This window comes from Methylobacterium tarhaniae (assembly GCF_001043955.1).
GTDB lineage: Bacteria > Pseudomonadota > Alphaproteobacteria > Rhizobiales > Beijerinckiaceae > Methylobacterium > Methylobacterium tarhaniae.
Window position 1 is genome coordinate 1 of record NZ_LABZ01000171.1, and the last position, 26267, is coordinate 26267.

The 26267-nt window shown below is 70.8% G+C and carries 20 protein-coding genes; 10 read left to right on the forward strand and 10 right to left on the reverse strand.

Annotated features, from left to right (window positions below; all coding sequences use genetic code 11):
* Nucleotides 1-183: 183 nt before the first annotated feature.
* Both rnd and VQ03_RS22450 read right to left on the reverse strand, forming a co-directional pair.
* Complete coding sequence (rnd, locus tag VQ03_RS22445; protein ID WP_048453131.1) at nucleotides 184-1347, reverse strand: ribonuclease D; 1164 nt, start codon at nucleotides 1345-1347, stop codon at nucleotides 184-186.
* An 85-nt stretch (nucleotides 1348-1432) separates the two neighbouring features.
* On the reverse strand, nucleotides 1433-1825 hold the full coding sequence (locus tag VQ03_RS22450) for a hypothetical protein (RefSeq protein ID WP_048453153.1): 393 nt from the start codon (nucleotides 1823-1825) through the stop codon (nucleotides 1433-1435).
* Between the two features lie 312 nt (nucleotides 1826-2137).
* Between VQ03_RS22450 and aspS the strand changes: the two genes are divergently transcribed.
* The 7 genes from aspS to VQ03_RS22485 all read left to right on the forward strand — a co-directional run bounded on the left by aspS (nucleotide 2138) and on the right by VQ03_RS22485 (nucleotide 10168).
* Nucleotides 2138-4030 (forward strand): aspartate--tRNA ligase, encoded by a 1893-nt coding sequence (gene aspS / locus VQ03_RS22455; protein ID WP_048453132.1) that lies wholly within the window; start codon nucleotides 2138-2140, stop codon nucleotides 4028-4030.
* A 9-nt stretch (nucleotides 4031-4039) separates the two neighbouring features.
* Nucleotides 4040-4933, forward strand: a complete 894-nt coding sequence (locus tag VQ03_RS22460; RefSeq protein WP_048453133.1) for a glycosyltransferase family 2 protein — start codon at nucleotides 4040-4042, stop codon at nucleotides 4931-4933.
* A complete protein-coding gene (locus VQ03_RS22465; protein ID WP_048453134.1) occupies nucleotides 4927-5979 on the forward strand; it encodes an acyltransferase family protein in 1053 nt (350 codons plus the stop codon). Before VQ03_RS22460 ends, VQ03_RS22465 begins: the two co-directional genes overlap by 7 nt.
* Before the next feature lie 55 nt (nucleotides 5980-6034).
* Nucleotides 6035-6331, forward strand: a complete 297-nt coding sequence (locus VQ03_RS22470; protein WP_048453154.1) for a nucleotidyltransferase family protein — start codon at nucleotides 6035-6037, stop codon at nucleotides 6329-6331.
* Nucleotides 6331-6699, forward strand: a complete 369-nt coding sequence (locus VQ03_RS22475; protein ID WP_048453135.1) for a HepT-like ribonuclease domain-containing protein — start codon at nucleotides 6331-6333, stop codon at nucleotides 6697-6699. Before VQ03_RS22470 ends, VQ03_RS22475 begins: the two co-directional genes overlap by 1 nt.
* 90 nt (nucleotides 6700-6789) lie before the next feature.
* Complete coding sequence (gene ligA / locus VQ03_RS22480; RefSeq protein ID WP_048453136.1) at nucleotides 6790-9267, forward strand: NAD-dependent DNA ligase LigA; 2478 nt, start codon at nucleotides 6790-6792, stop codon at nucleotides 9265-9267.
* 31 nt (nucleotides 9268-9298) lie between these two features.
* Nucleotides 9299-10168: a 3'-5' exonuclease gene (locus VQ03_RS22485; RefSeq protein ID WP_048453137.1), complete on the forward strand. Its 870-nt coding sequence runs from the start codon at nucleotides 9299-9301 to the stop codon at nucleotides 10166-10168.
* 123 nt (nucleotides 10169-10291) lie between these two features.
* Here the strand turns inward: VQ03_RS22485 and VQ03_RS22490 are convergent, their stop codons facing one another.
* The 4 genes from VQ03_RS22490 to VQ03_RS22505 all read right to left on the reverse strand — a co-directional run bounded on the left by VQ03_RS22490 (nucleotide 10292) and on the right by VQ03_RS22505 (nucleotide 11700).
* The gene (locus tag VQ03_RS22490) at nucleotides 10292-10516 is read right to left on the reverse strand and encodes a hypothetical protein (protein WP_048453138.1); all 225 of its coding nucleotides are present in this window, start codon (nucleotides 10514-10516) and stop codon (nucleotides 10292-10294) included.
* A gap of 185 nt (nucleotides 10517-10701) precedes the next feature.
* A complete protein-coding gene (locus VQ03_RS22495; protein ID WP_048429112.1) occupies nucleotides 10702-10914 on the reverse strand; it encodes a cold-shock protein in 213 nt (70 codons plus the stop codon).
* Nucleotides 10915-11141: 227 nt separating this feature from the next.
* On the reverse strand, nucleotides 11142-11348 hold the full coding sequence (locus VQ03_RS22500; RefSeq protein WP_048453139.1) for a hypothetical protein: 207 nt from the start codon (nucleotides 11346-11348) through the stop codon (nucleotides 11142-11144).
* A 25-nt stretch (nucleotides 11349-11373) separates the two neighbouring features.
* The gene (locus tag VQ03_RS22505) at nucleotides 11374-11700 is read right to left on the reverse strand and encodes a DUF6496 domain-containing protein (protein WP_048453140.1); all 327 of its coding nucleotides are present in this window, start codon (nucleotides 11698-11700) and stop codon (nucleotides 11374-11376) included.
* A 167-nt stretch (nucleotides 11701-11867) separates the two neighbouring features.
* On the opposite strand from VQ03_RS22505, the gene VQ03_RS22510 reads away from it, so the two are divergent.
* Entirely contained in the window at nucleotides 11868-12254 is a 387-nt protein-coding gene (locus VQ03_RS22510) for a hypothetical protein (RefSeq protein WP_048453141.1), read from the forward strand.
* Nucleotides 12255-12317: 63 nt separating this feature from the next.
* Here VQ03_RS22510 and VQ03_RS22515 read toward each other — a convergent pair whose 3' ends face one another.
* The gene (locus VQ03_RS22515) at nucleotides 12318-12539 is read right to left on the reverse strand and encodes a hypothetical protein (RefSeq protein ID WP_048453142.1); all 222 of its coding nucleotides are present in this window, start codon (nucleotides 12537-12539) and stop codon (nucleotides 12318-12320) included.
* Between the two features lie 136 nt (nucleotides 12540-12675).
* Here VQ03_RS22515 and VQ03_RS22520 point away from each other — a divergent pair, with 136 nt between their 5' ends.
* Nucleotides 12676-13248, forward strand: a complete 573-nt coding sequence (locus tag VQ03_RS22520) for a type 1 glutamine amidotransferase domain-containing protein (protein ID WP_048453143.1) — start codon at nucleotides 12676-12678, stop codon at nucleotides 13246-13248.
* Between the two features lie 76 nt (nucleotides 13249-13324).
* Here the strand turns inward: VQ03_RS22520 and VQ03_RS22525 are convergent, their stop codons facing one another.
* The 3 genes from VQ03_RS22525 to VQ03_RS22535 all read right to left on the reverse strand — a co-directional run bounded on the left by VQ03_RS22525 (nucleotide 13325) and on the right by VQ03_RS22535 (nucleotide 24079).
* Nucleotides 13325-21724 carry an ExeM/NucH family extracellular endonuclease gene (locus VQ03_RS22525; RefSeq protein ID WP_048453144.1) on the reverse strand — a complete coding sequence of 2800 codons (8400 nt, stop codon included), beginning with the start codon at nucleotides 21722-21724 and terminating at the stop codon, nucleotides 13325-13327.
* Between the two features lie 397 nt (nucleotides 21725-22121).
* Nucleotides 22122-23150 carry a TRAP transporter substrate-binding protein gene (locus VQ03_RS22530; RefSeq protein WP_048453145.1) on the reverse strand — a complete coding sequence of 343 codons (1029 nt, stop codon included), beginning with the start codon at nucleotides 23148-23150 and terminating at the stop codon, nucleotides 22122-22124.
* Between the two features lie 77 nt (nucleotides 23151-23227).
* Nucleotides 23228-24079: an HTD2 family dehydratase gene (locus VQ03_RS22535; RefSeq protein WP_048453146.1), complete on the reverse strand. Its 852-nt coding sequence runs from the start codon at nucleotides 24077-24079 to the stop codon at nucleotides 23228-23230.
* Between the two features lie 154 nt (nucleotides 24080-24233).
* Between VQ03_RS22535 and VQ03_RS22540 the strand changes: the two genes are divergently transcribed.
* A complete protein-coding gene (locus VQ03_RS22540; protein WP_048453147.1) occupies nucleotides 24234-26264 on the forward strand; it encodes an elongation factor G in 2031 nt (676 codons plus the stop codon).
* The last annotated feature ends 3 nt before the right edge of the window (nucleotides 26265-26267 follow it).

The following is a 26267-nucleotide window of genomic DNA, read 5'->3' on the forward strand; positions in this document are numbered from 1 at the left end:
CATTCCGGGGCCGCGCAGCGGGGCCCGGAATGACAGGGCGGGCGTCAATCGAGTGAGAACCAGTCAGGCAGGCCCTGAGCGATCACGCGCAAGCTGTTTGACTTTCCCTCGAGCGAGAAAGACGCGTCTCGTCGCTCCGGGCGTCCGGGGGAGGCACGCATGTGTCTCTCCCCGAGGTCGAGCCTATGCCTCCTGCGGCAGCTCCCGCACCACCACGCGCCCGCCCTCGGCCGAGAGCGCCAGGCGGCCGGACTTGAGCGCCAGGGCCTTCTCGCCGAACAGCCCGCGGCGCCAGCCGTGCAGCACCGGCACGTCGGCCGCGTCGTCCTCGGCCAGGGCCTCGAGGTCGTCCACGGTGGCGATGATCTTGGGCGCGACGCGCTCCTCCTCGCAGACCGCCTTCAGCAGCACCTTGAGGAGTTCGACGAGCGCCCCGTTGCCACCGCTGCGGGCGCGGCCGCGCTCAGGCACCGGCACTGTCGAGGGCTCGCGGGACAGGCCGCGCTCGACGGCGGCCAGGATGTCGGCGCCGGTGCGCGAGCGCTCGAACCCGGCGGGAATCGTGCGCAGCCGCCCCAGGGCCTCGACGCTGCGCGGCGCGGAGGTGGCGATGTCGATCACCGCCTCGTCCTTCAGGATGCGCCCGCGCGGCACGTTGCGGGTCTGCGCCTCGCGCTCGCGCCAGGCCGCCACCTCCATCAGCACCGCGATCTCGCGGGCCTTGCGCATCCGGGAGCTCAAGCGGCGCCAGGCCTGGTCCGGATCGGCCCGGTAGGTGTCGGGGGAGGTGAGGACCGCCATCTCCTCGTCGAGCCAGGCGCCGCGGTCGGTGGCGACGAGTTCCCTCCCCAAGGCCTCGTAGACCTTGATCAGGTGGGTGACGTCCGACAGGGCGTAGCTCAGCTGCGCGTCCGAGAGCGGGCGGCGCGACCAGTCGGTGAAGCGCGACGACTTGTCGATCTTCGCCTTGGCGACGTCGTTGACCAGTTGCTCGTAGGAGACGGAATCGCCGTAGCCGCAGACCATCGCGGCGACCTGCGTGTCGAAGAAGGGCTGGGGCAGGAGCCCGCCGAGCAGCCAGATGATCTCGAGATCCTGGCGTGCCGAGTGGAAGACCTTCAGCACCCGCTCGTCGCCCATCAGCGCGAAGAACGGCGCGAGGTCGATGTCGGGCGCCAGCGGATCGACGAGCGCGGTCGACCCGTCCGGTGCCGCGATCTGGATCAGGCACAGCTTCGGATAATAGGTCGTCTCGCGCATGAACTCCGTGTCGACGGTCACGAAGGGTTGCGTGGCGAAGCGCGCGCAGGCGGAGGCGAGTTCTTCCGTCGAAGTAATCAGCTTCATAGGTCCGGCTATAGCGGAGCGCGCCGCCGAGGGCGAGACGCCGTCAGCGTGGGTTATGGGGATTGGGCGGCGTGATCACCGGAAATCACGCGGCCCGCGGCCCGCTCCGGCGCGCCGCCCGGCGCAGGGCGCCCGCGCTGGCCTTGGCCCTCGCCCGCCGCGTTCCCTCCGCCCGGCGGGTGAGCCAGTCGAGGATGTTGCGCTCCACCCGCTCGCCGGTGTCCCGGTCGGTCAGGCGGTGGATGCGGTCGGCGCGAAAGCCGCGATAGCCGTCCCGGTCGCGGTCGGTGCCGCCGACCAGCACGCGGCCCGGGCCGATCTTGAGCTCGTGCGCCTGCAGCCGGCGGACGCTCCAGGCGCCGTTGCCGTCCTCGTAGACCAGTTCGAACCGGCCCTCGATCGGCAGCACCCGCCAAGCGCCCTCTTGACGCTCGACGAATTGGCGCTCGACGAACGCATCGTGATGGTCGGCGGGCATGGCGCGGGCCTCCGGTTGCGGCGTCCGACCCGCCGCGGGCACGTCCCGCGGCGGGTCGGGCAGGGTGTCGGGCAAGGGATCGGGGTGGGGCTCGAAGGAGCCGAAAAAGCTGTGCTGGTCCATGGGGATAATATAATTGTTCATTGTTTGTTCCGCAAGCGTGGACGCACCCGCGCCGAGGCCCCGCGCTTGACTTCGCTCCCCCCTTCGCGAATGGGTGCCGCACGCTTTAGCGCGCGGGCCGACCGCCCGCGCGCCCGGCCTGCCGGCCCGGTCGAGACAGCCCAGACTCTGGACAGCGAAGACACGCCCATGCACCGCTATCGTTCCCATACCTGCGGGGCGCTCCGCCCGTCCGACGTCGGCGCGACCGTCCGCCTCTCCGGCTGGTGCCACCGCGTCCGCGACCATGGCGGCGTGCTGTTCATCGACCTGCGCGACCATTACGGCATCACGCAATGCGTGATCGATCCCGATTCCGCGGCCTTCAAGGCGGCGGAGGCGGTGCGCTCCGAGTGGGTGATCCGGATCGACGGGCGGGTGCGCCAGCGGCCCGCCGGCACCGAGAACGCGGAGCTTCCGACCGGCGCGGTCGAGGTCTACATCACCGACCTCGAAGTGCTGGGCGCCGCCGCCGAATTGCCGATGCCGGTCTTCGGCGACCAGGACTATCCGGAGGAGACGCGGCTCAAGTACCGCTTCCTCGACCTGCGCCGCGAGAAGCTGCATGCCAACATCATGCGCCGCGGGGCGATCATCGATTCGCTGCGCCGGCGGATGCGCGAGGGCGGGTTCTTCGAGTTCCAGACGCCGATCCTCACCGCCTCGTCGCCGGAAGGCGCCCGCGACTTCCTGGTGCCGTCGCGCCTGCATCCGGGCAAGTTCTACGCCCTGCCGCAGGCCCCGCAGCAATTCAAGCAGCTGACGATGATCGCCGGCTTCGACCGGTACTTCCAGATCGCGCCCTGCTTCCGCGACGAGGACGCCCGGGCCGACCGCTCGCCGGGCGAGTTCTACCAGCTCGACATCGAGATGAGCTTCGTCACCCAGGAAGACGTGTTCCAGGCGGTGGAGCCGGTCCTGCGCTCGGTCTTCGAGGAATTCGCCGAAGGCAAGCGGGTCTCGCCGAGCTTCGTGCGCATTCCTTACGCCGAGGCGATGCTGAAATACGGCGTCGACAAGCCGGACCTGCGCAACCCGCTGGTCATCGCCGACGTGACCGAGGACTTCGCCCGCGACGAAGTCGAGTTCAAGGCATTCAAGAGCGTTATCAAGGCCGGCGGAGTAGTACGGGCAATCCCTGCCCCTGGTGCCGCCGGGCAGCCACGCTCGTTCTTCGATAAGCTCAATGACTGGGCCCGCTCCGAGGGCGCAGCCGGCCTCGGTTACATAATTTTCGATTATGAACAGGCAAATGCGGTTGTTCGCGACAGCAGCGAGGGACCGATATCAGCAGAAGACATGCGTGCGGAGCTAGCACAACGCGGTGCACCGATCGTCGGCAAAGGCCCGATCGCAAAATTTATTCCGCTCGAGATTCAGAAAGCCATCGCCGCCAAGGCCGGCCTCAAGGCCGGCGACGCGGTGTTCTTCTCCGCCGGCCCCGAGGCCAAGGCGGCGGGGCTCGCCGGCAAGGCCCGCATCCGCGTCGGCGACGAGCTGAACCTGTCCGACAAGGACCAGTTCGCCTTCTGCTGGATCACCGACTTCCCGATGTACGAGTGGAACGAGGACGAGAAGCGGGTCGATTTCTCGCACAACCCGTTCTCGATGCCGAATTTCGACCACGACGCCTTCATGGCCCTCGACCCGGAGGACCACGCGACGATCCTCGGCATCAAGGCGTTCCAGTACGACATCGTCTGCAACGGCATCGAATTGTCGTCGGGCGCGATCCGCAACCACCGTCCCGAGGTGATGGAGAAGGCCTTCGGCCTCGCCGGCTACCCGAAGGAGGTTCTGGAGGCGAAGTTCGGCGGCATGCTGAACGCGCTGAAGCTGGGGGCGCCGCCGCACGGCGGCATCGCGCCGGGCGTCGACCGCATCGTGATGCTGCTCTGCAACGAGCCGAACATCCGCGAGGTGGTGCTGTTCCCGATGAACCAGCGCGCCGAGGACCTGATGATGGGCGCGCCCTCGGAGGTGACCACCAAGCAGCTGCGCGAGCTGCATATCCGCCTCAACCTGCCGCAGAAGCAGGGCTGATCGGCGGACGTGCCCGGTCTCGTCGCGGTCGTCGTCGCGCATGACAGTGCCGGCGTGCTGCCGGCCTGCCTGGCCGCGCTCGCCCGCGAGCACGTCCCGGCCCTCGTCGTCGACAATGCCAGCCGCGACGGCTCGGCGGACCTCGCCGCGTCGCTCGGGGCGCGGGTGCTGCGGCTCCCCCGCAACGAGGGCTACGGCCGGGCCAACAATGCCGGGATCTGGGCGGCGGGGCGGGCGGAATACGCGCTCATCGTCAACCCCGACGTCGAGCTTCAGCCGGGCGCGGCCGACGCCCTTCTGGCGGCGGCCGAGGCCTATCCGGATGCGGGGCTGTTCGCGCCCCGCATCGTCGAGCCCGACGGGCGCTTCTTCTACCAGCCGCGCTCGCTGCTCGCGCCCTACCTCACCAATCCGCGCGGCAAGCGTCATCTTCCCGAGGGCGATGCCTGCGCGCCGTTCCTGTCCGGCGCCTGCCTGATGGTGCGCCGCGACCTGTTCCTGTCGCTCGGCGGCTTCGACCCCAACATCTTCCTGTTCTACGAGGATGACGACCTCTGCCGCCGGATCGCCGATGCGGGCAGAGCACTCGTCCACGTCCACGGCGCGGTGGCGCTCCACGGGCGCGGCGCGTCGAGCGCGCCGGAGCGCGGCCGCGTGCACCGGTCGCGCTGGCACCAGGCCTGGTCGCGATCCTACGTCGCGCGGAAATACGGCCTGCCCGATCCGACCGCCGCGATGCTGGCGACCAACGGGTTCAAGGCGCTCCTGTCCGCGCTGTCCTTCCGGCGCTCCGGGATCGAGCGCTACGGCGGCTCGGTCGCCGGCGCCTGGGCGGCCCGGCAGGGCCGCACCGCCCTGGCGCGGGAGGGATTGGCCGAGCAGCCGGGGGCCGGCGCATGGTGACGGTCGCCGCCGGCCTCGGCCAGCCGCACAACGCCTTCGGGGCGGTCCGCTTGGCGCTGGCGCTCCTCGTCGTGGTCTCGCACGCCTTCAGCGTCACCACCGGCGCCATCCTCGACGAGCCGCTCACCCGCCTCACCGGCTACACCTTGGGCGAGCACGCGGTGAACGGCTTCTTCGCCGTGTCGGGCTTCCTCGTCACCATGAGCCTGATGCGCCGCGGCTCCCGCGACTACGTCGTCGCGCGGGCGTTGCGCATCGTCCCCGGGCTGGCGGCGGCGACGCTCGTCGTGGCCCTCGGCCTCGGCAGCGTGATGACGACCGTCAGCCTTCCCGCCTATTGGGGCGATCCGGGCCTGTGGCGGTTCATCCAGGGCACGCTCACCACCTTCAAGAGCAACGCCGCCCTGCCGGGGGTCTTCTCCGAGAACCCGTTCCGCTTCCCGATGGGCACGGTCTGGACCCTGAAATACGAGGTCCTGTGCTATGGCGGCCTGCTGGCGGCGGGGCTTGTCGGAGCTCTGCGCCGGCGCCGGCTCGGCCTCCTGCTCGTCGCCGGCCTCGCGGTGGCCCTCGCCCTCGCCGGCCTGCGGGGCGGCGAGATGCCGAAGGCCCTCGAAACCGCCTTGCGGCTGCCGCTGATCTTCTCCGCCGGCGCGGCCCTCTTCCTCTACGCCGACCGCGCCCGCCTGAGCTGGCCGCTGGCGCTGGCGCTGCTGGCCCTCGCCGGCCTCCTGCACGGCACCGCCCTCTACCCGCCCGCGCTCTTCCTCGCGGAGGCCTATGGCGTGCTCTGCCTCGGCCTCGGCCTCCCGATCCGCCACCCGGCCCTCGACCCGCGGGCGGACCTCTCCTACGGCAGCTATCTCTACGGCTGGCCGGTGCAGCAGAGCCTGCACGCGCTGTTTCCCACGGCCTCCGCCTGGCTGCTGCTCGGGCCGTCGCTCGTCCTCACCCTCGCGGTCGCGGCCCTGTCCTGGCGCTTCGTCGAGCGGCCGGCCTTGGGGTGGAAGGCGCGGCTGATGGGGAGGCGGGAGGCTCTGGCCTGAGCGCCCCCGCTCGCGACCTGTGGCCTCGCGCCGGACCGCGCGGTATCATGCGCGCATGACTCGCGGCGAAGCCATCATCCAGCTCACGGCGCAGGCCGACAGCGTGCGGGCCATGGGCGCCACGTCGCTCGATCTGTTCGGATCGACCGCCCGAGATGACGCCCGGCCCGACAGCGACCTCGACCTGTTCATCGATGACGATCCCGAGAGCCGCTTCAACGGTCTCGACCTCGTCGGCATCAAGCTCTTCCTTGAGGATCGGCTGGGAACCGAGGTCGACGCGACCACCCGCGACAGCCTGCATCCGCGGTTACGGGAGCGCATCGAGCGGTCCGCGGTGAAGGTTTTTTGATGGCTCCGCGCGAATTCCGCCACGCACTCGACGACAGGCTTGCAGCCATCGACGGCACTCGACGCGCGACGGCAGGCAAAGACCTCACGGATGACGTCGGCGATCGGTTGCTGAAACACGGTGTGCAACCGGGCATCGAGATCACCTCCGAGGCCAGCGGCGCGGTGCCGGTCGACATTCAGGCACGCCGACCGGAAGTTCCCTGGCGCAAGATCCGCGGCATCGGAAACGTGCTGCGGCACGAGTACCATAGCCTGTCCGACCGCATCATCTGGGGCATCGTCGTGGACGAGCTTCCGGCACTGCGGAGCGCCGTGGTCTTCCTTCTATCAGACCCTCACCAGGACGATGGATCGGGTGCGCCGTGAGGCCGCGCCGCTGAAGCGCCGAGCGTCAGGATCTGCATAACCCATATCCTGTATCGCACGCGTCAATCGTCTATTCGCGCAAGAGCGTCCATGCCCCCCACCCGCGACCCCTCCCTCGACGATCTCGACCCGAAGAGCGCGCAGAGCCTCCACGCCTCCCTCTCGGCCGAGATCGCGGAGCACGACCGGCGCTATCACGGCGAGGATGCGCCGACGATCTCGGATGCCGAGTACGACGCCCTGCGACGCCGGCTCGAGGCGATCGAGGCGCGCTTCCCCGATCTCGCCGGGACCGGCGAGGCCTCGGCCAGCGTCGGCGCCAAGGCGTCGGACAAGTTCGCCAAGGTGCGGCACGCGGTGCCGATGCTCTCCCTCGGCAACGCCTTCTCGGACGAGGAGATCGGCGACTTCGTCGAGCGGGTGCAGCGCTTCCTCGGCCTCTCCGCCGGTGAGCCGGTCGCCTTCACGGCCGAGCCGAAGATCGACGGGCTGTCCCTGTCCCTGCGCTACGAGGGCGGCCGCCTCGTCACCGCGGCGACACGGGGCGACGGCGAGGTCGGCGAGGACGTGACCGCCAACGTGCGGACCATCAAGGAAATTCCGGAGCAGCTGGCGGGCGGGGGCTGGCCGGAGGTGTGCGAGGTCCGCGGCGAGGTCTACCTGTCGCATGCCGATTTCGCCGGCATCAACGCCCGCCAGGAGGCGGCCGGCAAGCCGCTCTTCGCCAATCCGCGCAACGCCGCCGCCGGCTCGCTGCGCCAGCTCGATGCGGGCATCACCGCCTCGCGCCCCTTGCGCTTCTTCGCCTATGCGGCCGGCGAGATGTCGGACCAGCCGGCCGATTCGCAGTTCGAGATGATCGAGGCGTTTCGCGAGTGGGGCCTGCCGGTGAACCCGCTGACGGTCCTGTGCGCGGACGCGGTCGCGATGCTGGCGCATTACCGGATGATCGAGGCGAGACGGGCCGATCTCGGCTACGACATCGACGGCGTCGTCTACAAGGTCGACGCCTTCGCGCTCCAGCGCCGCCTCGGCTTCGTCGCCCGCGCGCCGCGCTGGGCGCTGGCCCACAAGTTCCCGGCCCAGCGCGCCACCACCGTCGTCGAGGCGATCGACATCAATGTCGGGCGCACCGGCTCGCTCAACCCGCTGGCGCGCCTCAAGCCGGTGACGGTCGGCGGCGTGGTGGTGTCGAACGCGACGCTCCACAACGAGGATTACGTCCACGGCGTCGATGCCGACGGCAACCCGATCCGCAGCGGCGTCGCGGTCTGGAAAGGCCAGACCCTGCGGGACGACGCCGACCTGGCGCAGGGGTCGGACGTGCGCGTCGGCGACACGGTGGTGGTCCTGCGCGCCGGCGACGTGATCCCGAAGGTCGCCGACGTGGTGCTGGAACGCCGGCCGACGGATGCCGTGCCCTACCGCTTCCCCGAGACCTGCCCGGCCTGCGGCAGCCACGCGGTGCGCGGCCTCAACCCGCGCACGGGCAAGCTCGACGCGGTGCGCCGCTGCACCGGCGGCCTGATCTGCCCGGCGCAGGGGCAGGAGCGGCTGAAGCACTTCGTGTCGCGCAACGCCTTCGACATCGAGGGGTTCGGCGAGACCTATATCGAGACCCTGTTCGAGGCCGGCCTGGTACGCCAGCCCGCCGACCTGTTCCGCCTCGATTTCGAGCCCCTGAAGGCCGCCGTGGTGGCGCGGCGCCAGGCGCTCTCGGCCGAGCGTGCGCTCGCCGCCGGCAAGGAGATCAAGAAGGCGGCCAAGAAGAAGGACGACGAGGACAAGGCGATCAAGAACCTGCTCGCCGGGGTCGAGGCGCGCCGGAAAATCCCGCTCAACCGGTTCATCTTCGCTTTGGGCATCGAGCAGGTCGGCGAGGCCACCGCCAAGGCGCTCGCCAAGCATTTTCCGGACATGCCGGCCCTGATGGCGGGCGTCGCCGCGGCGGCCGCCTGCCAGCCGGGGCCGGACTGGATCGCGCTCGCCAGCCTCGACCGCGTCGGCGCCACCACCCGCGACCGGTTGCTGGACGCGGCGAAGACGCCGGAGGTCGACCTCCTGGCCGGCGGCGCGGTGGCGCGTCTGTCGGCGCCGCAACGCGACTCCCTGGTCGAGGCCTACGGCGATTCCGCGGGCGTGCGGGCGGCGGTGGAGCGGGCGGCGGCGCAGGTCCCCGGCGACGCCTACCGGGCGCTCGCCGATGACGGCGAGATCGGCGCGGTCACCACCGCCTCGCTGATCCAGTTCTTCTCGGAGGAGCACAACGTCGCGGCGGTGGAGGCCCTGCTCGCCGAGGTCGAGACCGAGCGGGCGGCGGCCCCGGCGCAGGCCGCGGCCTTCAGCGGCAAGACCGTGGTGTTCACCGGCACACTGGAAAAGATGACCCGCAGCGAGGCCAAGGCGACGGCCGAGCGCCTCGGCGCCAAGGTCTCGGGCTCGGTCTCGGCCAAGACCGACCTGGTGGTGGCCGGGCCGGGCGCGGGCAGCAAGCTCAAGGATGCCGAGAAGCACGGGGTCAAGGTGGTCTCGGAAGACGAGTGGCTGGCGATGGTGGCGAGCGCTTGAATTCCGGCGCCGTCGCGGGGACAAGCGGGGCATGACCAGCCCCCGCACCCTCGCGATCGATTTCGAGACCGCCAACGAGCGCCGCGACAGCCCCTGCGCCGTCGGCCTCGCCTGGATCGAGGGCGGCCGGGTGGTGCGGCGGGAATCGCGGCTGATCCGGCCGGCGGAGATGCGCTTCTCCCCCGGCAACATCCGGGTCCACGGCATCCGGCCGCGGGACGTGGCGGGGGCGCCGTCCTTTCCCGAGGCGATGGCGCCGTTCCTGCCGGAGATCGCCGGGAGCCTGGTGCTCGCGCATAATGCGAGCTTCGATGTCGGGGTGCTCGCCGCGACGCTCCAGGCCTACGGCCTGCCGCAACCGGCCTATACCTCGCTCTGCACCGTGCAGCTCGCCCGCCGGCACTGGCCGGGGGAGGGCGGGCAGGGGCAGGGAACCTACCGGCTCTCGGCGCTCGCCGCGCGGGTCGGCGTGACCTTTCGCCACCACGATGCCGGCGAGGATGCCTATGCCTGCGCGGAGATCGCGCTTGCGGTGGTGCGGGAGGCGGGCGCGCCGGACATCGCCAGCCTCGCCCGCCGCATGGGCCTCGCCCGCGAGCGGGCCGGGGAGGGGGCACGCGCGCCGGACGGGATCGCCGCCCGGGCCCTGCGCGGCGTGGCACCGAGCCGCACCCGCGCGCCGCTCCTGCATTTCGTCGTCCGGGGCAGCACCGGCACGCCCTACGACGTGCGGCTCGTCGAGAGCCGCGACGGCCCGCGCCTGCGCTGCTCCTGCGCCGGAGCGCGCTTCCGGCCCGATTGCCGGCACGTCCGGGCCCTCGCCAACGGCGAGATCGACGCCCTGCTGTCGGGCAATCCGGGGGACGTGGCGGCCTTGGCGGGATTGCTGCGGCTGGCCTGAGGAGAGGCCCCGGGCGGCCGTCGGTCGCCGGTCGTCAGGGGACCAGACACGACAAAGGCGGGTCCGCGCTCGCGCGCGGCCCGCCTCGTACGGTGACGGCGGTCGTTGAGACCCGCGAAAGCTTTAGTGAGCTTCGCGCAGGGCCACGGCGTTCGGCGTCAGGCCGAAGCGCTCGGCGAGGTGCCAGCGCAGCTCGCGGGAGGAGTGATAGCCGTAGCTCTTGTCGATCAGGTGGCTCACGTCAGTGGAGCCGCCCTCGCCGAAACGGCTGATCTGGTCGACATGGAAAGTAGAACCGTCGTTGAAGACGGTCGGCGCGCCGTCGCGCCGGGTGAACTCGAACAACATGATGTCTTTTCTTCTATCGTTGCGGCGCTCTCGGGAGAGAGCGACTGTGCGTGGCAGGCGGCCGAGCGGCCGCCGGCGGAGCGTGTCATGAGCCCGCAGGCTCATAACGCTCCAATGCGGCCGAGGTTCCGTAACCTTAACCGGCAATCGATTAAGATCACGTTAACCCTGGCCGAGGGTCGCCCTTAGGCGACCTGCAGGTTCACGGCCGACATCTTCGTGCTGTCGCGCCGGTCGGCCTGCAGCTCGTAGGAGACCTTCTGGCCCTCGACGAGGCCGCGCAGGCCAGCCCGCTCCACCGCGGAGATGTGGACGAAGACGTCCTTGCCCCCGTTATCCGGCTGGATGAAGCCGAAGCCCTTCTGGTCGTTGAACCACTTGACAGTACCAGTATTCACGCGGTCGTCCTCGTCTCGTTAGAAGTCGCAGCGGGCCGCCCTCGGGGCGAGCACGGCGCGGCGCGACGGCGCCAATGGTTCGGGAGGGGGCTCGTATTCGCGGGGCTTCGAAAAGCGCCTGCGGGGCCATCGCCCGGGGCTGCCCGCCCGTTGCCGCTGAGACCCATGTAGGGACCCAGTCTGTCCGGAACAAGGCAGGGTTTCATGTTCGATGCACGGGACACGTGTCAGCGGTTGGTGCGCCCGCGCTGGTTGGGGTCGACGCCGCCCTGCGGCGTGGTGTCGTTCGCCACGTCGCCCTCGTCGGTATTGGCCCCGGCCAGGTCCTCGGGGTCGCCGCCGGACATGGTCATGCCCTTCGAGGTACTGATGCCGGGATTGCCCTTCAGGTCGGCATCGGTCGGCGTCGTGGTCTTCGGCTGCTTCGAACTCATGCGGGCTCTCCGGGAATGAAGCCGCTCAACGGTTGAGGGCGTGTTCCAGTTCGCTGCGGGTCATGCGCGAGCGGCCCTTGATGTCGCGGCGCCTGGCCTCGTCGTAGAGGGCGGCGCGGGTGGCATGAGACCGCGTGTCGCGCTCCTTGGCCCGGGTGCGGCGGAAATTCGCCCGGTTGTCGGCCGGGCTCTCCTGGTTCGAGGCGCCGGCTTCGCGCAGCGCGATGGCGATCGCCTGTTTGCGGTCCGTCACCGGCTCGCCGTCGCGTCGCTCCAGCTCGCCTTCCTTGAACTCGTGCATCACCCGGGCGATCGTGCCCTTCTGGGCCTCGGTGGTCTTGTGGGTGGCCATCGCGTCATCCGCTCGTCCGCGGGCGCTCGAATGCCCGCCCGATGCGGGTCAACGCCGACGGGGCCGAGGCGTTTCGGGCCGCGCGGGCCGGCCTTGCGCGGAATTCCCTGTCGCCTCCGGCAGATTGCTCCCATATACGGACGACATCGTACAGTGTCGGACGCTCCATGGCGGGTATCTCGGTTTCCCTCGAAGGTTCCAACATCCAACTCTCGTTCCAGAAGGACGACCAGGCCACCGCGGTCATCATGGATGCCAGCGCGGCCCGCGCTCTCGTGCGCGCGGTGGGCCAGCTTCTCACGGTCATGCACGAGCCGGACGAGGCCGATGCGGACGAGCTCGGCGACGAGGACGCGGCGATGCTGGACGTGACCTCCCCGGCGATCGAGGTCGGCACCGACGAACAGGGCCAGGCGGTGGTGGCGCTCCAGGCCGGCGGGCTGCCGCCGTTCCAGCTCCGCCTCACCGACGAGGAGGCGCGGCACGTCGCCACCAGCCTCAACGAGATCCTGAGCGCGCCGCGCGACGTGCGCAGCTCGCATGGCGGGCATTGATGGCGGGCAGTGACGGACGGCGATGATGCGGAAAAGGGCGCCCCGGCGGGCGCCCTTCGCCGTTCAGAACCGCGTGCCCGGGTTGGTCGGCCCGCCCGGAAGGTAGTCCGGCTCGGAGCCCGGCCCTGTCGGGTCGGTGATGCCCGGATCGTTCACCGGATAGGGCGAGCGCGGCCCGGTCGGGCCGGTATCGGGCAGCTCGTCGGGGGCGACCGGCGGCGGGATGTCGCCCGGGATGCCGCCGCCGGGGGTCGGCTCGTGGCCGGGTAGGCCTGGATTGGCCATGTCGTGCCTCCTCTCGGGTTGGAGATATGAGACTTAAACCGCCCGGCGCGGCGCAGTTCCGTGGCGTCAGGGCACCGGAACCGGCCTGACCCGAGGGTGTTGCCAGGGCATCTCATACTCCCCTGGAGAAGGCCCGATGCCGAGCATCACGCAGGCGAAGATCCTCATCATGGCGACCGACGGCTTCGAGCAGTCCGAGCTCGAAGTACCGAAGGCCAAGCTCGCGCAGGCCGGCGCGCAGGTGACCGTGGCGGCGCCGAAATCCCGCCGGACGCCGGACAGCATCCGCGGCTGGGACGAGACCGATTGGGGCCGGCCGGTGACGGTCGACGCCGATCTCGAGAGCATCGATCCGGGAGCCTACGACGCCCTGGTGCTCCCCGGCGGCCAGATCAATCCCGACAAGCTGCGCCTCGAACCGAAGGCGCTGGAGATCCTGCGCAGCTTCCTGTCGAGCGGCAAGGTCGTCGCCGCGATCTGCCACGCGCCCTGGCTGCTGGTCGAGGTCGGCGCCGCCAAGGGCCGCAAGATGACGTCCTTCGCCTCGATCAAGACCGACGTGATCAATGCCGGCGCCGAGTGGCACGACCTGCCCGTGGTCACCGACAAGGGCATCGTGACCAGCCGCAACCCGGGCGATCTCGACGCCTTCTCGGCCAAGATCATCGAGGAGGTCCAGGAAGGCCGCCACGGCCGCGCGGCGGCGTGACGCGCACCGATCGACCGGCTCCCACGGCATCAACACGGCCCGGGTGACGCCCGGGCCGCGGGCCATCCGCGAAGGCTTACCCGATCGTGCCGGCGCCGAAGGTGGTGTCGGCGAAGGCCGAGCGCCCCTCGGTCGCGCCGTATTGCAGGTAGTGCTGCATCGGGTCGAGCTTGGCCTGGGCGACGTCGCCGTAGGCTCCGAGATACGCCGTCGAGTCGAAGCTCTTCGACGGGTCGCGGCCCTCCTTCCAGCCGGACTGGTCGTAGTGCATCAGCGGGTCGATCCCGGCCGCCTTCACGTCGGCATAGGCGTTCAGGTAGCCCTCGGTGTCGAACACCGCGTTCGGGTTGCGCCCCTCCTTCCAGCCATAGGTCTGGTAGTGCCGGTAGGCATAAGCGAAGGGATCGCCACCCGCCGCCGTCGCGGCGCGGGCCACGTCGAGATTCGACAGGAGGTAGTACTCGGCGTCGAAGCCCGGATGCGCGGCGAGGTCGGCGGTCCTGCCGATCGCCGCGTCGATCTGCCGGCCCTCGGCCTGGCCGTACGCGATGTAGTGCGCGAGCGGGTCGATGCCGGCGGCCTTCACGTCCGGGTTGCGGGCGAGGTAGAGCTCGTTGTCGAAGGCGGCCGACGGGTCGCGGCCCTCCTTCCAGCCGGACTGGTCGTAGTGCTGGAGCGGATCGAGGCCGGCGGCGCGCATGTCGGCATTGGCGGCGAGATAGCCGGAGGTGGAGAACAGCGCGTTGGGGTCGCGGCCTTCCTTCCAGCCGTAAGCGGCATAGTGGGCGTCGGCGTCCTGGCCGGCGGCGAGCACGTCCTTGTTGTTGGCGAGGTAGAACAGGTCGTCGACCAGCGGCGAACCGTCGGCGGTGACCACCGTCGCGTCGGTGAACTGGTAGCGCTCGAAGCCGGTGACCCGGTCCTGGCCCTCAGGCCCGACGATCAGCGTGTAGGCGCCGTCGCGGGTGACGGCGGTGTCGGCGAGCCTGGAGTTGAACACCAGGGTGTCGGTGCCGCTCGAACCGTCGGCGTTGCGGCCGCCGACCAGGATGTCGTTGCCGGCCGAGTTGACGATCGTGTCGTCGCCGGGGCCGCCGGTGATCAGGTCGTCGAGGGCGGTGCCGGTCAGCGTGTCGTTGCCGTCCGTGCCGTTGCGGACGACGCCGCGGTTGAGCACCGTGTCGCCGCGGGCGGCGAGGTTCTGGATCCGGGTGTCGCCGGCCGGAGTGGTGTCGGGGGTGCCGTAGGGCGTGGTGGCGTAGAAGGCGCGCAGGTACTCGGCCATCGCGTCCTGCTCGGTCCCCTGCGCCGCGAAGGTCGCGGTGTTGGGCAGCGAGCGGCCGGGCGTGGCGGAGGCGAGCGCCACCTTGTTCTCGCCATAGGCCGGGAACGGGTAGTTGTCGCCGCCCAGACCCGGCGCGGTCGCGGTACCGGTGGCCAGGAAGTCGAGGGTGACGGTGCGGATGCCGCGGTTCGGGTCGCCGACGAGCTGGCCGTTCTGCACCAGCGTGTCGAGGATCCGGCCGTTCTCGTCGATGATCGCGGCGTTGAGGATCCGCTGGCCCTCGCGGGTGACGTTGCCGTTGGCGTCGAGGGTCTGGCCGGTCCTGGTGGCGTCGAACGAGAAGCTCAAGCCCCCGATCTGCGGAAACTGGCCCGGGGTCGCGCCCGAGGCGGTGGCCGAGACCGCGTGCTCGAGGAGCCGCTTCATCTCCAGCGCCGAGACCGTGGTGACGGCGAGCGCGTTGTTGAAGCGCAGGGAGTTGGTGACGTCGAGCTGCGAGATGTCCCCCGCCTGCTTGCCGGCGGAGGGGTTCGCCGCCGGGGGCAGCTCGGCGGTGCCGCCGCCGGCGGTCGAGAACGAGCCGATCGAGTCGCGGATGCCGCCGCCGTTCTTGATCGAGACCGCGACCGTCGGGTCGTACTGCTTGGCGTACCAGAGGTTGGCGTCGGCGGAGAGGTCGCCGAGATTGGTCTCCTCGCTGCGGACCTCGCCCCGGCGCCCTTCGAGGTAGACGCTGGTGCGGCCGAGGATGTTGCCGTCCTGCTGACGAATCACGTCGGCGACGCCGGCGGTCTCCTGGATGCCGTCGTTGTTGACGTCGAGGCCCTCGATCACCTCACGCACGAGGTAGCCCTTGCTGCCGGGCGCGAAGGCCGCGTCCTTCGAGCCCCAGAGCTGCGCCACGCTCGCGTCGTCCACCGCGACCGCGCCCGAGTTCTGCGGCGTGACCGAGTCGCGGATGACGGTGCCCTGGTCGTCGAAGGTGACGGTCAGGCGGCCGACATAGGAATACTCGGAGGCCGTGTTGACCAGCGCCAGGGTCTGGCCCGAGGCGTTGGTGAAGAATTGCGGGTAGGCGCCGGCGGCCGTGTCGCCGGGCAGGAGCCGGTCGTTGGAATCGGCCAGCAGGGTGTGCGAGCCACCGCCGATCAGCACGTCGACGTTGCGCAGGAGCGGCGCGAGCGCCTGCTCGTTGGCGAGCTGCTGCAGGTGGGTGCCGACGATGACCTTGTTGAGGCCGGGATTGGCCGCGATCACCCGGTCGACCTCGGCGTTGATCTGCTGGGCGAGCAGCGCGATCTCGTCGCGGCCGGTGAAGCCGTCGAGCGTCACGTTGCCCAGCGTGGTCAGCAGCGGCTCGAGCTGGGTGGTGGCGCCGATGAAGGCGATCTTTTCGCCGTTCTCGGTGATGATCGTCGACTTGGCGATCTTGTCGGCGCCGGTGCCGGTCTGGGTCGAGGTCGGGCCGGTCTGGGCGAAGGTGGCGGCGTCGCCGTCGCGGTGGACGAGGCCCGCGAGCACCGATTCCTTCGAGACGTTGAGGTTCGTCGACAGGTAGGGGAATTGCGCCCCGACCCAGGTGTCGTCGGCCGGGCCCGCCGCGCTGCCGAGATTGGCCCCGATGATGTTGGCGACCTCGTTCGGTCCGGAATCGAACTCGTGGTTGCCGAACACCGCGGCCTGGACGCCGATGATGTTCTGGATCGTGATGTCGGCCCGGCCCGGCGAGGCGGTGAGCCGGTTGTAGCCGTTGGCTCCCGACAGCCCGTAGAGCTGGTTGTAGACGCCGTTATAGGTCGCGTTCAGCTGCGGGTCGGCGCCGGCGATGAAGAACGGGCTCGGGATCCAGCCGTCGCCGGTCGAGAGGGTGATCGAGTTCGGGGTCGAATCCTCGAGCTTGTCGACGATCGCCGCGAAGTTCGGCGCCCGCTGGGTCGCCAGGAGGCCGGCCTCCCAGTCGGAGGCGTGCAGGATCTGGAGCGTGTAGGTCATCGGGGCAGCCTGCTGGGTGGTGAAGTCGAGCTGGTCCGGCGCCAGGCCCGCGAAGGCGTTGCCGGCGGTGTCGGCGAAGGCGCCCCGCGGCACGACCACGTCGTAGGCCGTGCCCGGCTTGAGGCCGGCGCCCGGGTTGATCGTCACGGTGTCGCCGGAGACGGCGACCCGGGCGGCGTCGGAGACCGCGATGGTGCGGGTGTCGCCCGCCCCGTCGGTGATGGTGATGGCGCCCGTGCCGGCCTTCACCGCCTCGCTGAAGCGTAAGGAGATGTCGGCGCCCGGGGCGATGCCGGTGGCGTTGTCGGCCGGGGTGGCGGAGACCAGGGTCGGGGCGGCCTGGTCGAGCGTGAGGCCGACCAGCACCGGATCGTGGTCGGATTCGCGCGCCGCGACCGTCCCGTCGAAAGTCGAGGCGGGGCGGTTGAAATCGAGGTTGTAGTCGATCGCGTCCGCCTCGTCGGCGTTGATGTGCCACTCGGTCACGCCGGTCACCTGGCCGTTCAGGCTGGCCGTGGCGAAGGCGTGGTCGAGGGCGCCGTAGGCTCCGTCGAAGACGTAGGAATACGGGTTCGCGAGGCGGTCCTCGGCGAGGTTGGCGAAGCCCCCGGCCTTGATCGTGTCGAGGGCGTCCTCCTTGAGGTAGGCGTTGAAGTCGCCGAGCAGGATCACGTCGGAATCCTGCGTGCCGGTGGGCTTCGTCGCCACCCACTCGGTCAGCGCCTTGGCGGCGAGCTCGCGCTGCTGCTGCCAGTTGCCCTGGCCGTCGCCCTGGTCGGCATCGGCCCCGGTACCGGTGCCGCTCTTCGACTTCAGGTGGTTGATGACCGCGGTGAAGTCCTCACCCGTGCCGTTCTCCCGGAAGGTCACCGCCAGGGAGGCGCGGCTGGTATTCTGGCCGTTGAAGAGGTGGCCGATCGTGCTCTGCTGCAGCAGGGCGGGGTCGAGGCGCGCCACGTCGGAATCGTCGAGCGCCTCGATCGTGGTGTTGAGGGCGACGCTGACCTTGCTCGGTTTGTAGATGAGGCCGACCGCGATGGCGTCGCCGCCGAGGAACTGGCCCTGGTCGAGCTGGCTGCCGGGGTTGACATAGGCGTAGGTTCCGGCCCCGGCCCGGGCGTTGAGCTGGCCGACGAGGTATTCCAGCGCGTTGCCCGGATTGCCGGGCTGGAACTGGTTCTCCAGCTCGGTCAGGCCGAGCACGTCGGCGCCGGTGCCGATCAGGGTCGTGACCAGCTTCTCGGTCTGGCGCGCCAGCTCCTCGCTCGAATTGGCGCCGCGGGGCGCTTGACCGATCGCCGTGCGCGCGCTCGACCCGGTATTGAGGGTGGTGAAGTAGTTGAGGACGTTGAGGCTGCCGACCTTCAGCGTACCGCCGACCGCGTCCGGCGCGCTCGGGCGCGGGCTGGCCTGCGTGAAGCTGTTGTCGCCGTCATTGATGGCGCGCACCCGGAAGGCGTTGGTCGGGCCGAAGCCGAGGGTGCCGGTGAGCCCGGTCACCGTGTCGCCCATGCGGGGCGCCGTGGCGGTGGAGTAGGTCGGGCCGAAGCCGTCGAGGGTCTCGATCGGCTGGTTCTGGGCGTTCGACCCGTCGTCGTAGGTGATCGTGCGCGCGGCATTCTGGGCGAGGTAGGCGGCGTAGCCCTGCGCGTCCGGCTCGAACGCGTTGGTGAAGGTCTCGGGCCGGCCGCCCGCGGCGAGGCGGATCTCGTTGAAGCGGTCGAGGTTGAACTGCTCGGAGATCGACAGGGTCTGCGGGAACCGGACCAGCATGCCCTCGTAGCGTTCGAGGTCGGGCTGGGCCGTCGTGCCGGTGCCGATCGTGCCGGCGGCCGGCAGGCTGACATCCACCGCCTGCGCCGTCACCTCGGCCGCCGAGAGCGCGCCGGCCTGGACGACCTGGATGCCGGAAGCGGCGTTGACGGTGAGCTGCGTCTCGCCGTTGAACTCGGTGACCGTGCCGGTGACCCGGACCCGGTCGCCCTCGTTGACGTCGACGAGGCGGTTGCCGGTGCCCTCGTAGACGAACACGCCCTCCGAGGTCAGCAGGTTGGCATCCTGGTCGGTCGTCTCTTCCTGGAGATAGAAGCCGCCGAGGTTGCGCTTGGCGTCCGCATCGCCGTTCTGGAAGTCGCCGACGACGAGTGCCTCGACCGTCACGGTCTGGCCGACGAGCGGGCTGGCGCTGCCGGTGCCCTGGACCACCGAGATCAGGGTCGCGTCGTCGTTGACGACGGTGCCGGTGGCGGTGCCGGCGGTCCCGCTCACCGTGGCGGTGAGGCCGGCCTGGTTCGAGCTGGCGGTGAGGAGCTTCAGCGCGAAGGTCTCGTTCGGCTCCGGCGCCGCGTCGCCCTGCACGGTGACGGTGACGACCGTCGAGGCGGCGCCCGCCGGGATCGTGCCGGTCACGGTGAGCGGCAGGGCGGGGCTGCCGGCGAAGTCGGCGGCATCCACCGGGTTGGTGCCGGTGCCGGAGAGCTCGGCGGTGAAGGCGACGGCGCCCAGCGTGCCGTTCGAGCGCTGGACCGTGAAGCTGAAGGTCGTGGTGCCGCTCTCGCCCTCCTGGCGGCTCACGGTGAGCGAGTCGGGCGCGAAGGAGATCTCCTGCGTCGCGCCCTGCGGCAGCGCCGCATAGAGGGTGGCGCCGCCATTCGCCACCTCGTTGGCCGAGACCACCAGGTTGGTGCCGGTCGGGTTGCGGTCGGCGGCGATGAAGGTGAGCACCTCCGGGCCGAGATCCGCGGACGAGCCGGCGAGCGGCGGGACGTAGGAGACGTAAGCGGCGTTCGCCGGATCGGTCACGTCGTAGACCAGGATGCCGCTCTGGCGCTCCAGGCCGACGAAGGCGTAGATGCGGCCGTTCACCGTGCCGACGGTGATGCCCTCGGGCTCCGGACCCTTGTTGTCGGAGCGGTCGTCCGGCGTGGCGGCGGTCGTCTGGTCGTTGTTGAACCGCTCCGGGGCGATCTGGGCGAAGATTTTCTCGAACTCGCCGCCGGTCTCGCGCACCTTGGTGATGCTGCCGTCGTCGTTCTGGCGGAAGATCGAGATGCCGCGGCCGCCGAGCGTGGTCAGCCGGTCGATCACGCCGTCGCCGTCGGTGTCGCCGCTGCGCAGGAGCACGTTGAGGCGGGCATAGGCCGGATCGGACTTGAGCGCCTGGAGCGCCGGGGTGAGCCGGCTGTTCGGCACCGCGCTGAGGCGCGACACGTCGCCGGTATCGTCGGCGCCGCCGATGACCCGCTGGTCGCCCTCGTTCGCCGTCACGAAGTAGGTCGCGCCGCCGGTGGTGAACGACGCGATGCTGTCGGGCTGGAGCAGGCCGACGATCGGCGTGCCGGCCGGCGTCGCGGCGATCCGGATCGAGGCGGTGCCGCCCGCGCCGTCGCGGTCGGAGGCGTCGAATTCGTTGCCGGCGAGGGAGTGGTCGACCGCGCCGAGGGGCTGGACCGCGATCGGCGCCGTGCCGGGATTGGCGAGATCGATCACCGCGACGGCGTTCACCTCCTGGAGGGTGACGTAGGCGAAGCGGTTGTCGGGCGAGATCGCGATGTATTCCGGCTCGATATCCGCCGAGGCGGCCTTGCCGGGCGTGATGGCGAGGCCGCGGGCGCGCAACGTCGCCTCGGCGCCGTCGAGGCCGCCGAACCCGACGGTCGTCGCGACGGCGGCATTCGCGGGCCCGCCCGAGACGTCGATGATCGAGACGCTGCCGACCGGGTTGCTGGCCTGGCTCGCCTGCTCGCCCTCGTTGGCGACGAGGAGGCGGCTGCCGTCCCGGGTGAACACGATCTGGTCGGGCCCGACCCCGACGGTGAGCGAGCGCAGGAGCGTGCCGTCGGCGTCGAACAGCGCGACGCGGCCGGCCGCGTCGCCGGTCGCGTTGGCATAGGCCACCGCCACCAGGCCGTTGAACACCGCGACCGAGTTCACCGCGCCGTATTGATCGAGGCCCGAGAGCAGGATCTCGCCGGTCTTGCGCAAGCCGCCTGCGGCGTCGAGCGCCACGATCTCGATGCGGTTCTCGTTGGTGTTCTGGACGTAGAGCCGGCTCGTCGTCGAATCGTAGGCCACGACCTCGGCGTTCGGCGCGGCTTGCGTCGCCGTGTCGTTGGTGGTGGCGTAGGCGCCGAGCCGCACGAGCTGGAGCGCGTTGGTGGCGGTCGGCGGCGTCGTGGCGGTGGCGCCGGACTGGCCCTGGAGCGAGGGCGCGGCCTCGAAGATCGCCGTGCCGTCGATCCGTGTGCCGGCATCGTCGTCGAGGATCGTGCCGGTGCCCTGGCCCTTCGCCACGGTGGCGCCCGAGACGTTGGCGACCGTCACCGTGAAGGTCTCGGTCGGCTCCACCGCCGTGTCGCCGGTGACGTCGACCGCGAAGGTGGCGCTGGTCTGGCCCGCCGCGATGGTCTGGCCGGTGAGGCTGCGGGCGGTGTAGTCGCTGCCGGCCGCGGCGCTGCCGTCGGCCGTGGCGATGTCGAAGGTGACGCCGCCGGCGGGGGCGGCCGTGCTCAGCGACACCGTGAAGGTGAGTTGCTTGGTGCCGGACTCACTCTCGGTCGCCTGGACGTCGTCGATCGACAGGGCCGGCAGGGCTTGCGCGGTCGCCACCGTGAACGGGGCGTAGGCGCCGTCGCCGGCCCGCGTGGTGGCGCTCTGGGTCCAGGACGAGGTCGCGCCGACCGAGGCGAGGATCTGGTCGCGGGTGCCCGAGGTCGGGCCGGCATAGCGGCCGTTGGCGGAGGGGAGGGCGACCGCGGTCAGGCCGGGGGTCAGGCCCGGCGGCAGGGCCGAGGTGTTGGCGTTGGTGCCGTTCGCCGCGAAGGTGGTGCCGCCATCCGCGACATTGATCGCGTACAGGAAGGTCGGGCTCGCGGCCGTGCCCTGATAGGCCAGGATCTGGTCGCCCGAGGTGCTGAGGGCGAAGTTCTGCGCCGTGAAGGCGGGAGAGTTGGTGCCGTTCGCCGTCGAGTCGGTGGTCGGGCGGATCACCGTGCCGGCGGCGAGCGCCGTCGGCGCCGTGTAGGTGTAGGTGCTCTCGGACGTGCGCAGGGCGTTGGTGCTGGAGCTCCAGCCGTTATCGGTGAAGCTGATGGCCGTGCCGGCCTCGACGTCTCGCAGCACGACGAAGGCGAAATCGTCGGGGTTGGTGGCGTCGTAGCCGACGATGGCGATGTCGCCGGCGGCAAGCGTCGTGGCCATGGATTCCGAGGTCTCCGGGCGCGCAGGAAGGGCGGCAGCGCGCGAAGCGGCGCCGCCTTCCTGCGCGGGGCTGTTAGGTCTTGTCGAGTCGGGGGAGCGTGCAGCGGCCTCGCCCGCGATCGTTCGACGGGGTGGGCCGGAAGGGAGGGCGAGTCTGTCGTGTTAACGCTTGTTTCGAACTGTGTTCGCTCTGTATGGGCGTTTTACGACAATGCTGTGAAGGTTGCCGAGCCGTGAAGACCGGCCTGCTTCCGACCCGCGACGACATACGATAGGTTGTATCGTTTCCCGGCGAAGCATCATTCGCCGGTCACGACGGCGTCGCGACACGAAAAAGCCCCGCCGTCGACCTCTCGACGGCGGGGCGCGGCGGCCCGGCAGGGTGGTTGTGCGGCTTCTACTGCGTTCCGCCCTTCGCCTCTTTCTGGAACTCATCGATCACGTCCTTGCCGACGCGCTTCGCCATGTCGGCGGTGACCGGCTCCAGGGCCGCCCTCCAGGCCGCCTTCTCCTCGGCGGTCAGGGTGATGAACGTGGTCTTGCCGGACTTCTTCATCTCGTCGAGGGCATCGGCATTGTCCTTGTCGGCGACCTCGTTGGCGTAGACGCTCGCCTCCTTCATCGCCTTGTCGAGCTCGGTCCGGATCTCGGCCGGCAGTCCGTCCCAGAACTTCTTGTTGGTGATCACCGCGTAGCCGATATAGCCGTGATCGGAGAGGGTGATGTATTTCTGCACTTCATGGTGCTTCTGGGTGAACATGTTCGAGGGCGTGTTCTCCGAACCGTCGACCACGCCGGTCTGCATGCCCTGGTAGACCTCCGAGAAGGCCATCACCTGCGGGATCGCGCCGAGGGCGCGGAACTGCGCTTCCAGCACCTTCGAGGACTGGATCCGCATCTTCAGGCCGCGGAAATCCGCCGGCATCCGCAGCGGCTTGTTGGCGCTCATCACCTTGAAGCCGTTGTCCCAATAGGCCAGGCCGGTGATGCCCTTCGATTGCAGCTTGTCGAACAGGCGCTTGCCGAGCGCCCCGTCGGTGACCCGGCGCAGGGCCGCCTTGTCGGGCAGGATGAAGGGCAGGTCGAAGACCTCGAACTCCTTGGCACCGAGCGGCCCGAACTTCGCCAGCGACGGCGCCAGCATCTGCACCGCGCCGAGCTGGAGCGCCTCGACCTCCTCCTTGTCCTTGAACAGCTGCGAGTTCGGGTAGACCTCGACCTTCACCCGGCCAGCAGTGTACTTCTCGGCCAGCTCCTTGAACTTGTCGGCGCCGCGGCCCTTGGGGGTATCGGGCGCGACCACGTGGCTGAACTTGATCACGATCGGCGCCTGGGCGAGCGCGGCGCCCGACAGGAGCAGCAGGGCGGTGCCGGCCGCGAGCGCGCGGCGGGTGAGCGCCCGGACGGGGCGGGACGACGGCGTCATGGCGTTTCCTCGTTGTTGTCTGTTCGTTCGGCGGTGAACCTGACAGTTCGGTTCCCCCACCGCAATGCGCCGATCGCCTAACTCTCGGGCGCCTCCGCCTCCATGCAGACCGTGCCGCCGACGGCGGTCCAGCCACGAAACCCCTCGCCCTCGCGCCGTCCCGCCACCGCGAAGCGCGATCCGGCGATCATCGGCGAGACGCCGCGATAGCGGAAATGCGGGGGCACCCGGCCGAGGCGGACGGCCGCGAGGTTGAGGAGCAGGCTCGCCTGCATCGGCCCGTGCACCACCAGGCCGGCATAGCCCTCGACCTGCGTGGCATAGGGGTGGTCGTAGTGGAAGCGGTGGCCGTTGAAGGTCATGGCCGAGTAGCGGAACAGCAGCACGGAATTGGCCTCGACCGACCATGCGGGCTCGTTCCCGGCATCCTCGGCGGGGGCGGGCTTCGGCGGCGGCGCGGCGTCGCCCGGCCGGCTCGCCTCGCGATAGACGATGTCCTGCCGGTCGCGGATCGCCGGGCCGCGCTCCGTCAGGTAGTCGTGCCGCACGGTGACGAAGCAGAGCGTGCCGGTGCGCCCTCGCTTCACCGCCACGTCCGCCACGGTCTCGCGCCGCACCACCCGGTCGCCGATGCGCAAGGCGCCCAAGGTCTCGACCTCGCCGCCGGCCCACATCCGCCGCGGCAGCGGCACCGGCGGCAGGAACCCGCCCTTCGCCGCGTGGCCGTCGGGCCCGAGCGCGTCGGCGGCCGGTGTCTCGGGGCCGAGGCACCAATGCAGGGCGAGGGGCGCCTCGCCCTCGGCCACCGGGGCGAGGTGAGGGGCGAGCGTCGCCCGGTACTCGGCCACGAGGCGCGGGGTGACGAAGTCCTCGACCTCCCGGCTGCGGCCGATCCAGCTGCGCAAGTGGTCGATGTCGATGTCGGGCATCCCGAATTCCCCGTCGCGTCCGTCGTGCGCATCATGCCGGGCCGCGCCGATCCGTCCAGTATCGGGCCGCCTTCGCGCCTGCACACCTGCTGCCTGGACCGCGCCCCGGCCCAGTGCTTAACTCTCTGTCAACAAATACCGGAGGAGGCGTCACGTGGCTGCGCAGCACAGGTGCATCGCGATCGTCGGTCCGTTCCAGAGCGGGAAGACCGCCTTGCTCGAGGCCATCCTCCATCGCACCGGCGCGATCGACCGGCCCGGGCGCGCCGGCGCCCGCCTCGGCGACACCTCCCCCGAGGCGCGGGCGCACGGCATGAGCGTGGAACCCGCCTTCGCCACGACACGCTTCCTCGGCGAGGCCTTCACCTTCGTCGATTGCCCCGGCTCGATCGAGTTCGCCCACGACCTCAAGGCCGTGCTGCTCGCCTGCGATGCCGCGATCGTGGTCTGCGAGGCGGACGAGCGCAAGCTGCCGGCCCTGGAGCTGACCCTGCGCGAGCTGGAGGCCGCCGGCATCCCGCGCCTTCTCTTCATCAACAAGGCCGAGACCGCGCCGGGCTCGCTGCGCGATGCCCTCGCGCTGCTGCAACCCGCCTCCCGGGTGCCGCTGCTGATGCGCCAGATTCCCCTGATGGAGGGCGAGGCGGCGGTCGGCTTCATCGATCTCGCGCTGGAGCGCGCCTTCATCTGGCGCGAGCAGGCACCAAGCGAGGTGGTGGCGCTGCCCGACGGCGAGCTGCCGCGGGAGAAGGCCGAGCGCTACACGATGCTGGAGCGCCTGGCCGACCACGACGACGCCCTGATGGAGGACCTGATCGCCGAGGTGGAGCCGCAGGCCGACCGGGTCTTCGCCGACCTCGCGAGCGAGCTGCGCCGGGGCCAGGTGGTCTCGGTGCTGTTCGGCTCGGCCGAGCACGGCCACGGCGTCACCCGCCTCCTGAAGGCGCTGCGGCACGAGGCGCCCGGTCTCCCCGAGACCCGGGAGCGCCTCGGCGTCGCGGCGGAGGGGGCGCCGCTGGTCCAGGTGATGAAGACCCTGCATACCGGCTTCGGCGGCAAGCTCTCGGTCGGCCGGGTGCTGCGGGCTGCGATCCGCGAGGGCGAGGCGGTGACGGGATCGGGCGGCGGCAGCGCCCGGGTGGCGGCGCTGACCCAGCTCGCGGGCGCCGCCGGCCACCGCGTGCCGGAGGTGCAGGCGGGCGAGGTCGCGGGCTTCGCCAAGCTCGACCCCATCGCCACCGGCGAGACCCTGACCACCGGGGCCGAGGCGCCCGACGCCCTGGCGGAACTGCCGGCGCCGGACCCCGTCCACGCCCTCGCGCTCCGGGTGCGCGACCGCAAGGACGACGTGCGCCTCTCGGCGGCCCTGGCCAAGCTCGCCGACGAGGACCCGGCGCTGATCGTCGAGCACCGCGCCGAGCTCGGCGACCTGCGCCTGTCGGGCCAGGGCGAGATGCACCTGCGGGTCGCGGTGGAGCGCCTGAGCTCACGCTTCGGCATCGGGGTCGAGACCGAGCCGGCGCGGGTGGCCTACCGCGAGACGATCCGGGGCCCCGCCGAGGCGCGGGCGCGGCACAAGAAGCAGACCGGCGGCCACGGGCAGTTCGCCGACGTGGCCCTGGCGGTGCGGCCGCTGCCGCGGGGCGAGGGATTCCTGTTCGAGGACGAGGTGGTGGGCGGCGCCGTGCCGCGCCAGTACATCGCCTCCGTCGAGGCCGGCGCCCGGGCCTTCACCGCCAAGGGGCCGCTCGGCTTTCCCGTCGTCGACATCGCCGTGACCCTGAAGGACGGCGCCGCCCACGCGGTCGATTCGTCGGACGCCGCCTTCCAGGCCGCGACGCGCCTGGCGATGGACGACGCGCTCGCCAAGGCCGGGCCGGTGCTGCTGGAGCCGATCCTGGCCGTGTCGATGGCCGTGCCGAGCGGCGCCACCGCGAAGGCCACCGGCCTCGTCACCGCCCGCCGCGGCCAGATCCTCGGCTTCGACGCGCGCCCCGGCTGGTCCGGCTGGGACGTGGTCGAGGCGCTGATCCCCGAGGCCGAGATGACCGACCTGATCGTCGAGCTGCGCTCGGCCACCGCCGGGGTCGGCACCTTCACCACGCGCTTCGACCACCGGGCGGAACTGACCGGCCGCGCCGCCGACGCGGTGCTGGCGCGCCAGCCGGTGCGCAAGGCGGGGTGAGGG

Excerpts from the sequence above, each read along its gene's own strand:
- ligA (WP_048453136.1), top strand. The coding sequence starts at position 6,790 with ATGCCCCCCACCCGCGACCCCTCCCTCGACGATCTCGACCCGAAGAGC.
- VQ03_RS22535 (WP_048453146.1), bottom strand. The coding sequence starts at position 24,079 with ATGCCCGACATCGACATCGACCACTTGCGCAGCTGGATCGGCCGCAGC.
- VQ03_RS22465 (WP_048453134.1), top strand. The coding sequence starts at position 4,927 with ATGGTGACGGTCGCCGCCGGCCTCGGCCAGCCGCACAACGCCTTCGGG.
- VQ03_RS22505 (WP_048453140.1), bottom strand. The coding sequence starts at position 11,700 with ATGGCCACCCACAAGACCACCGAGGCCCAGAAGGGCACGATCGCCCGG.
- VQ03_RS22510 (WP_048453141.1), top strand. The coding sequence starts at position 11,868 with ATGGCGGGTATCTCGGTTTCCCTCGAAGGTTCCAACATCCAACTCTCG.
- VQ03_RS22490 (WP_048453138.1), bottom strand. The coding sequence starts at position 10,516 with ATGTTGTTCGAGTTCACCCGGCGCGACGGCGCGCCGACCGTCTTCAAC.
- VQ03_RS22500 (WP_048453139.1), bottom strand. The coding sequence starts at position 11,348 with ATGAGTTCGAAGCAGCCGAAGACCACGACGCCGACCGATGCCGACCTG.
- VQ03_RS22470 (WP_048453154.1), top strand. The coding sequence starts at position 6,035 with ATGACTCGCGGCGAAGCCATCATCCAGCTCACGGCGCAGGCCGACAGC.
- VQ03_RS22530 (WP_048453145.1), bottom strand. The coding sequence starts at position 23,150 with ATGACGCCGTCGTCCCGCCCCGTCCGGGCGCTCACCCGCCGCGCGCTC.
- VQ03_RS22475 (WP_048453135.1), top strand. The coding sequence starts at position 6,331 with ATGGCTCCGCGCGAATTCCGCCACGCACTCGACGACAGGCTTGCAGCC.
- VQ03_RS22525 (WP_048453144.1), bottom strand. The coding sequence starts at position 21,724 with ATGGCCACGACGCTTGCCGCCGGCGACATCGCCATCGTCGGCTACGAC.
- VQ03_RS22450 (WP_048453153.1), bottom strand. The coding sequence starts at position 1,825 with ATGCCCGCCGACCATCACGATGCGTTCGTCGAGCGCCAATTCGTCGAG.
- VQ03_RS22515 (WP_048453142.1), bottom strand. The coding sequence starts at position 12,539 with ATGGCCAATCCAGGCCTACCCGGCCACGAGCCGACCCCCGGCGGCGGC.
- rnd (WP_048453131.1), bottom strand. The coding sequence starts at position 1,347 with ATGAAGCTGATTACTTCGACGGAAGAACTCGCCTCCGCCTGCGCGCGC.
- aspS (WP_048453132.1), top strand. The coding sequence starts at position 2,138 with ATGCACCGCTATCGTTCCCATACCTGCGGGGCGCTCCGCCCGTCCGAC.
- VQ03_RS22520 (WP_048453143.1), top strand. The coding sequence starts at position 12,676 with ATGCCGAGCATCACGCAGGCGAAGATCCTCATCATGGCGACCGACGGC.
- VQ03_RS22485 (WP_048453137.1), top strand. The coding sequence starts at position 9,299 with ATGACCAGCCCCCGCACCCTCGCGATCGATTTCGAGACCGCCAACGAG.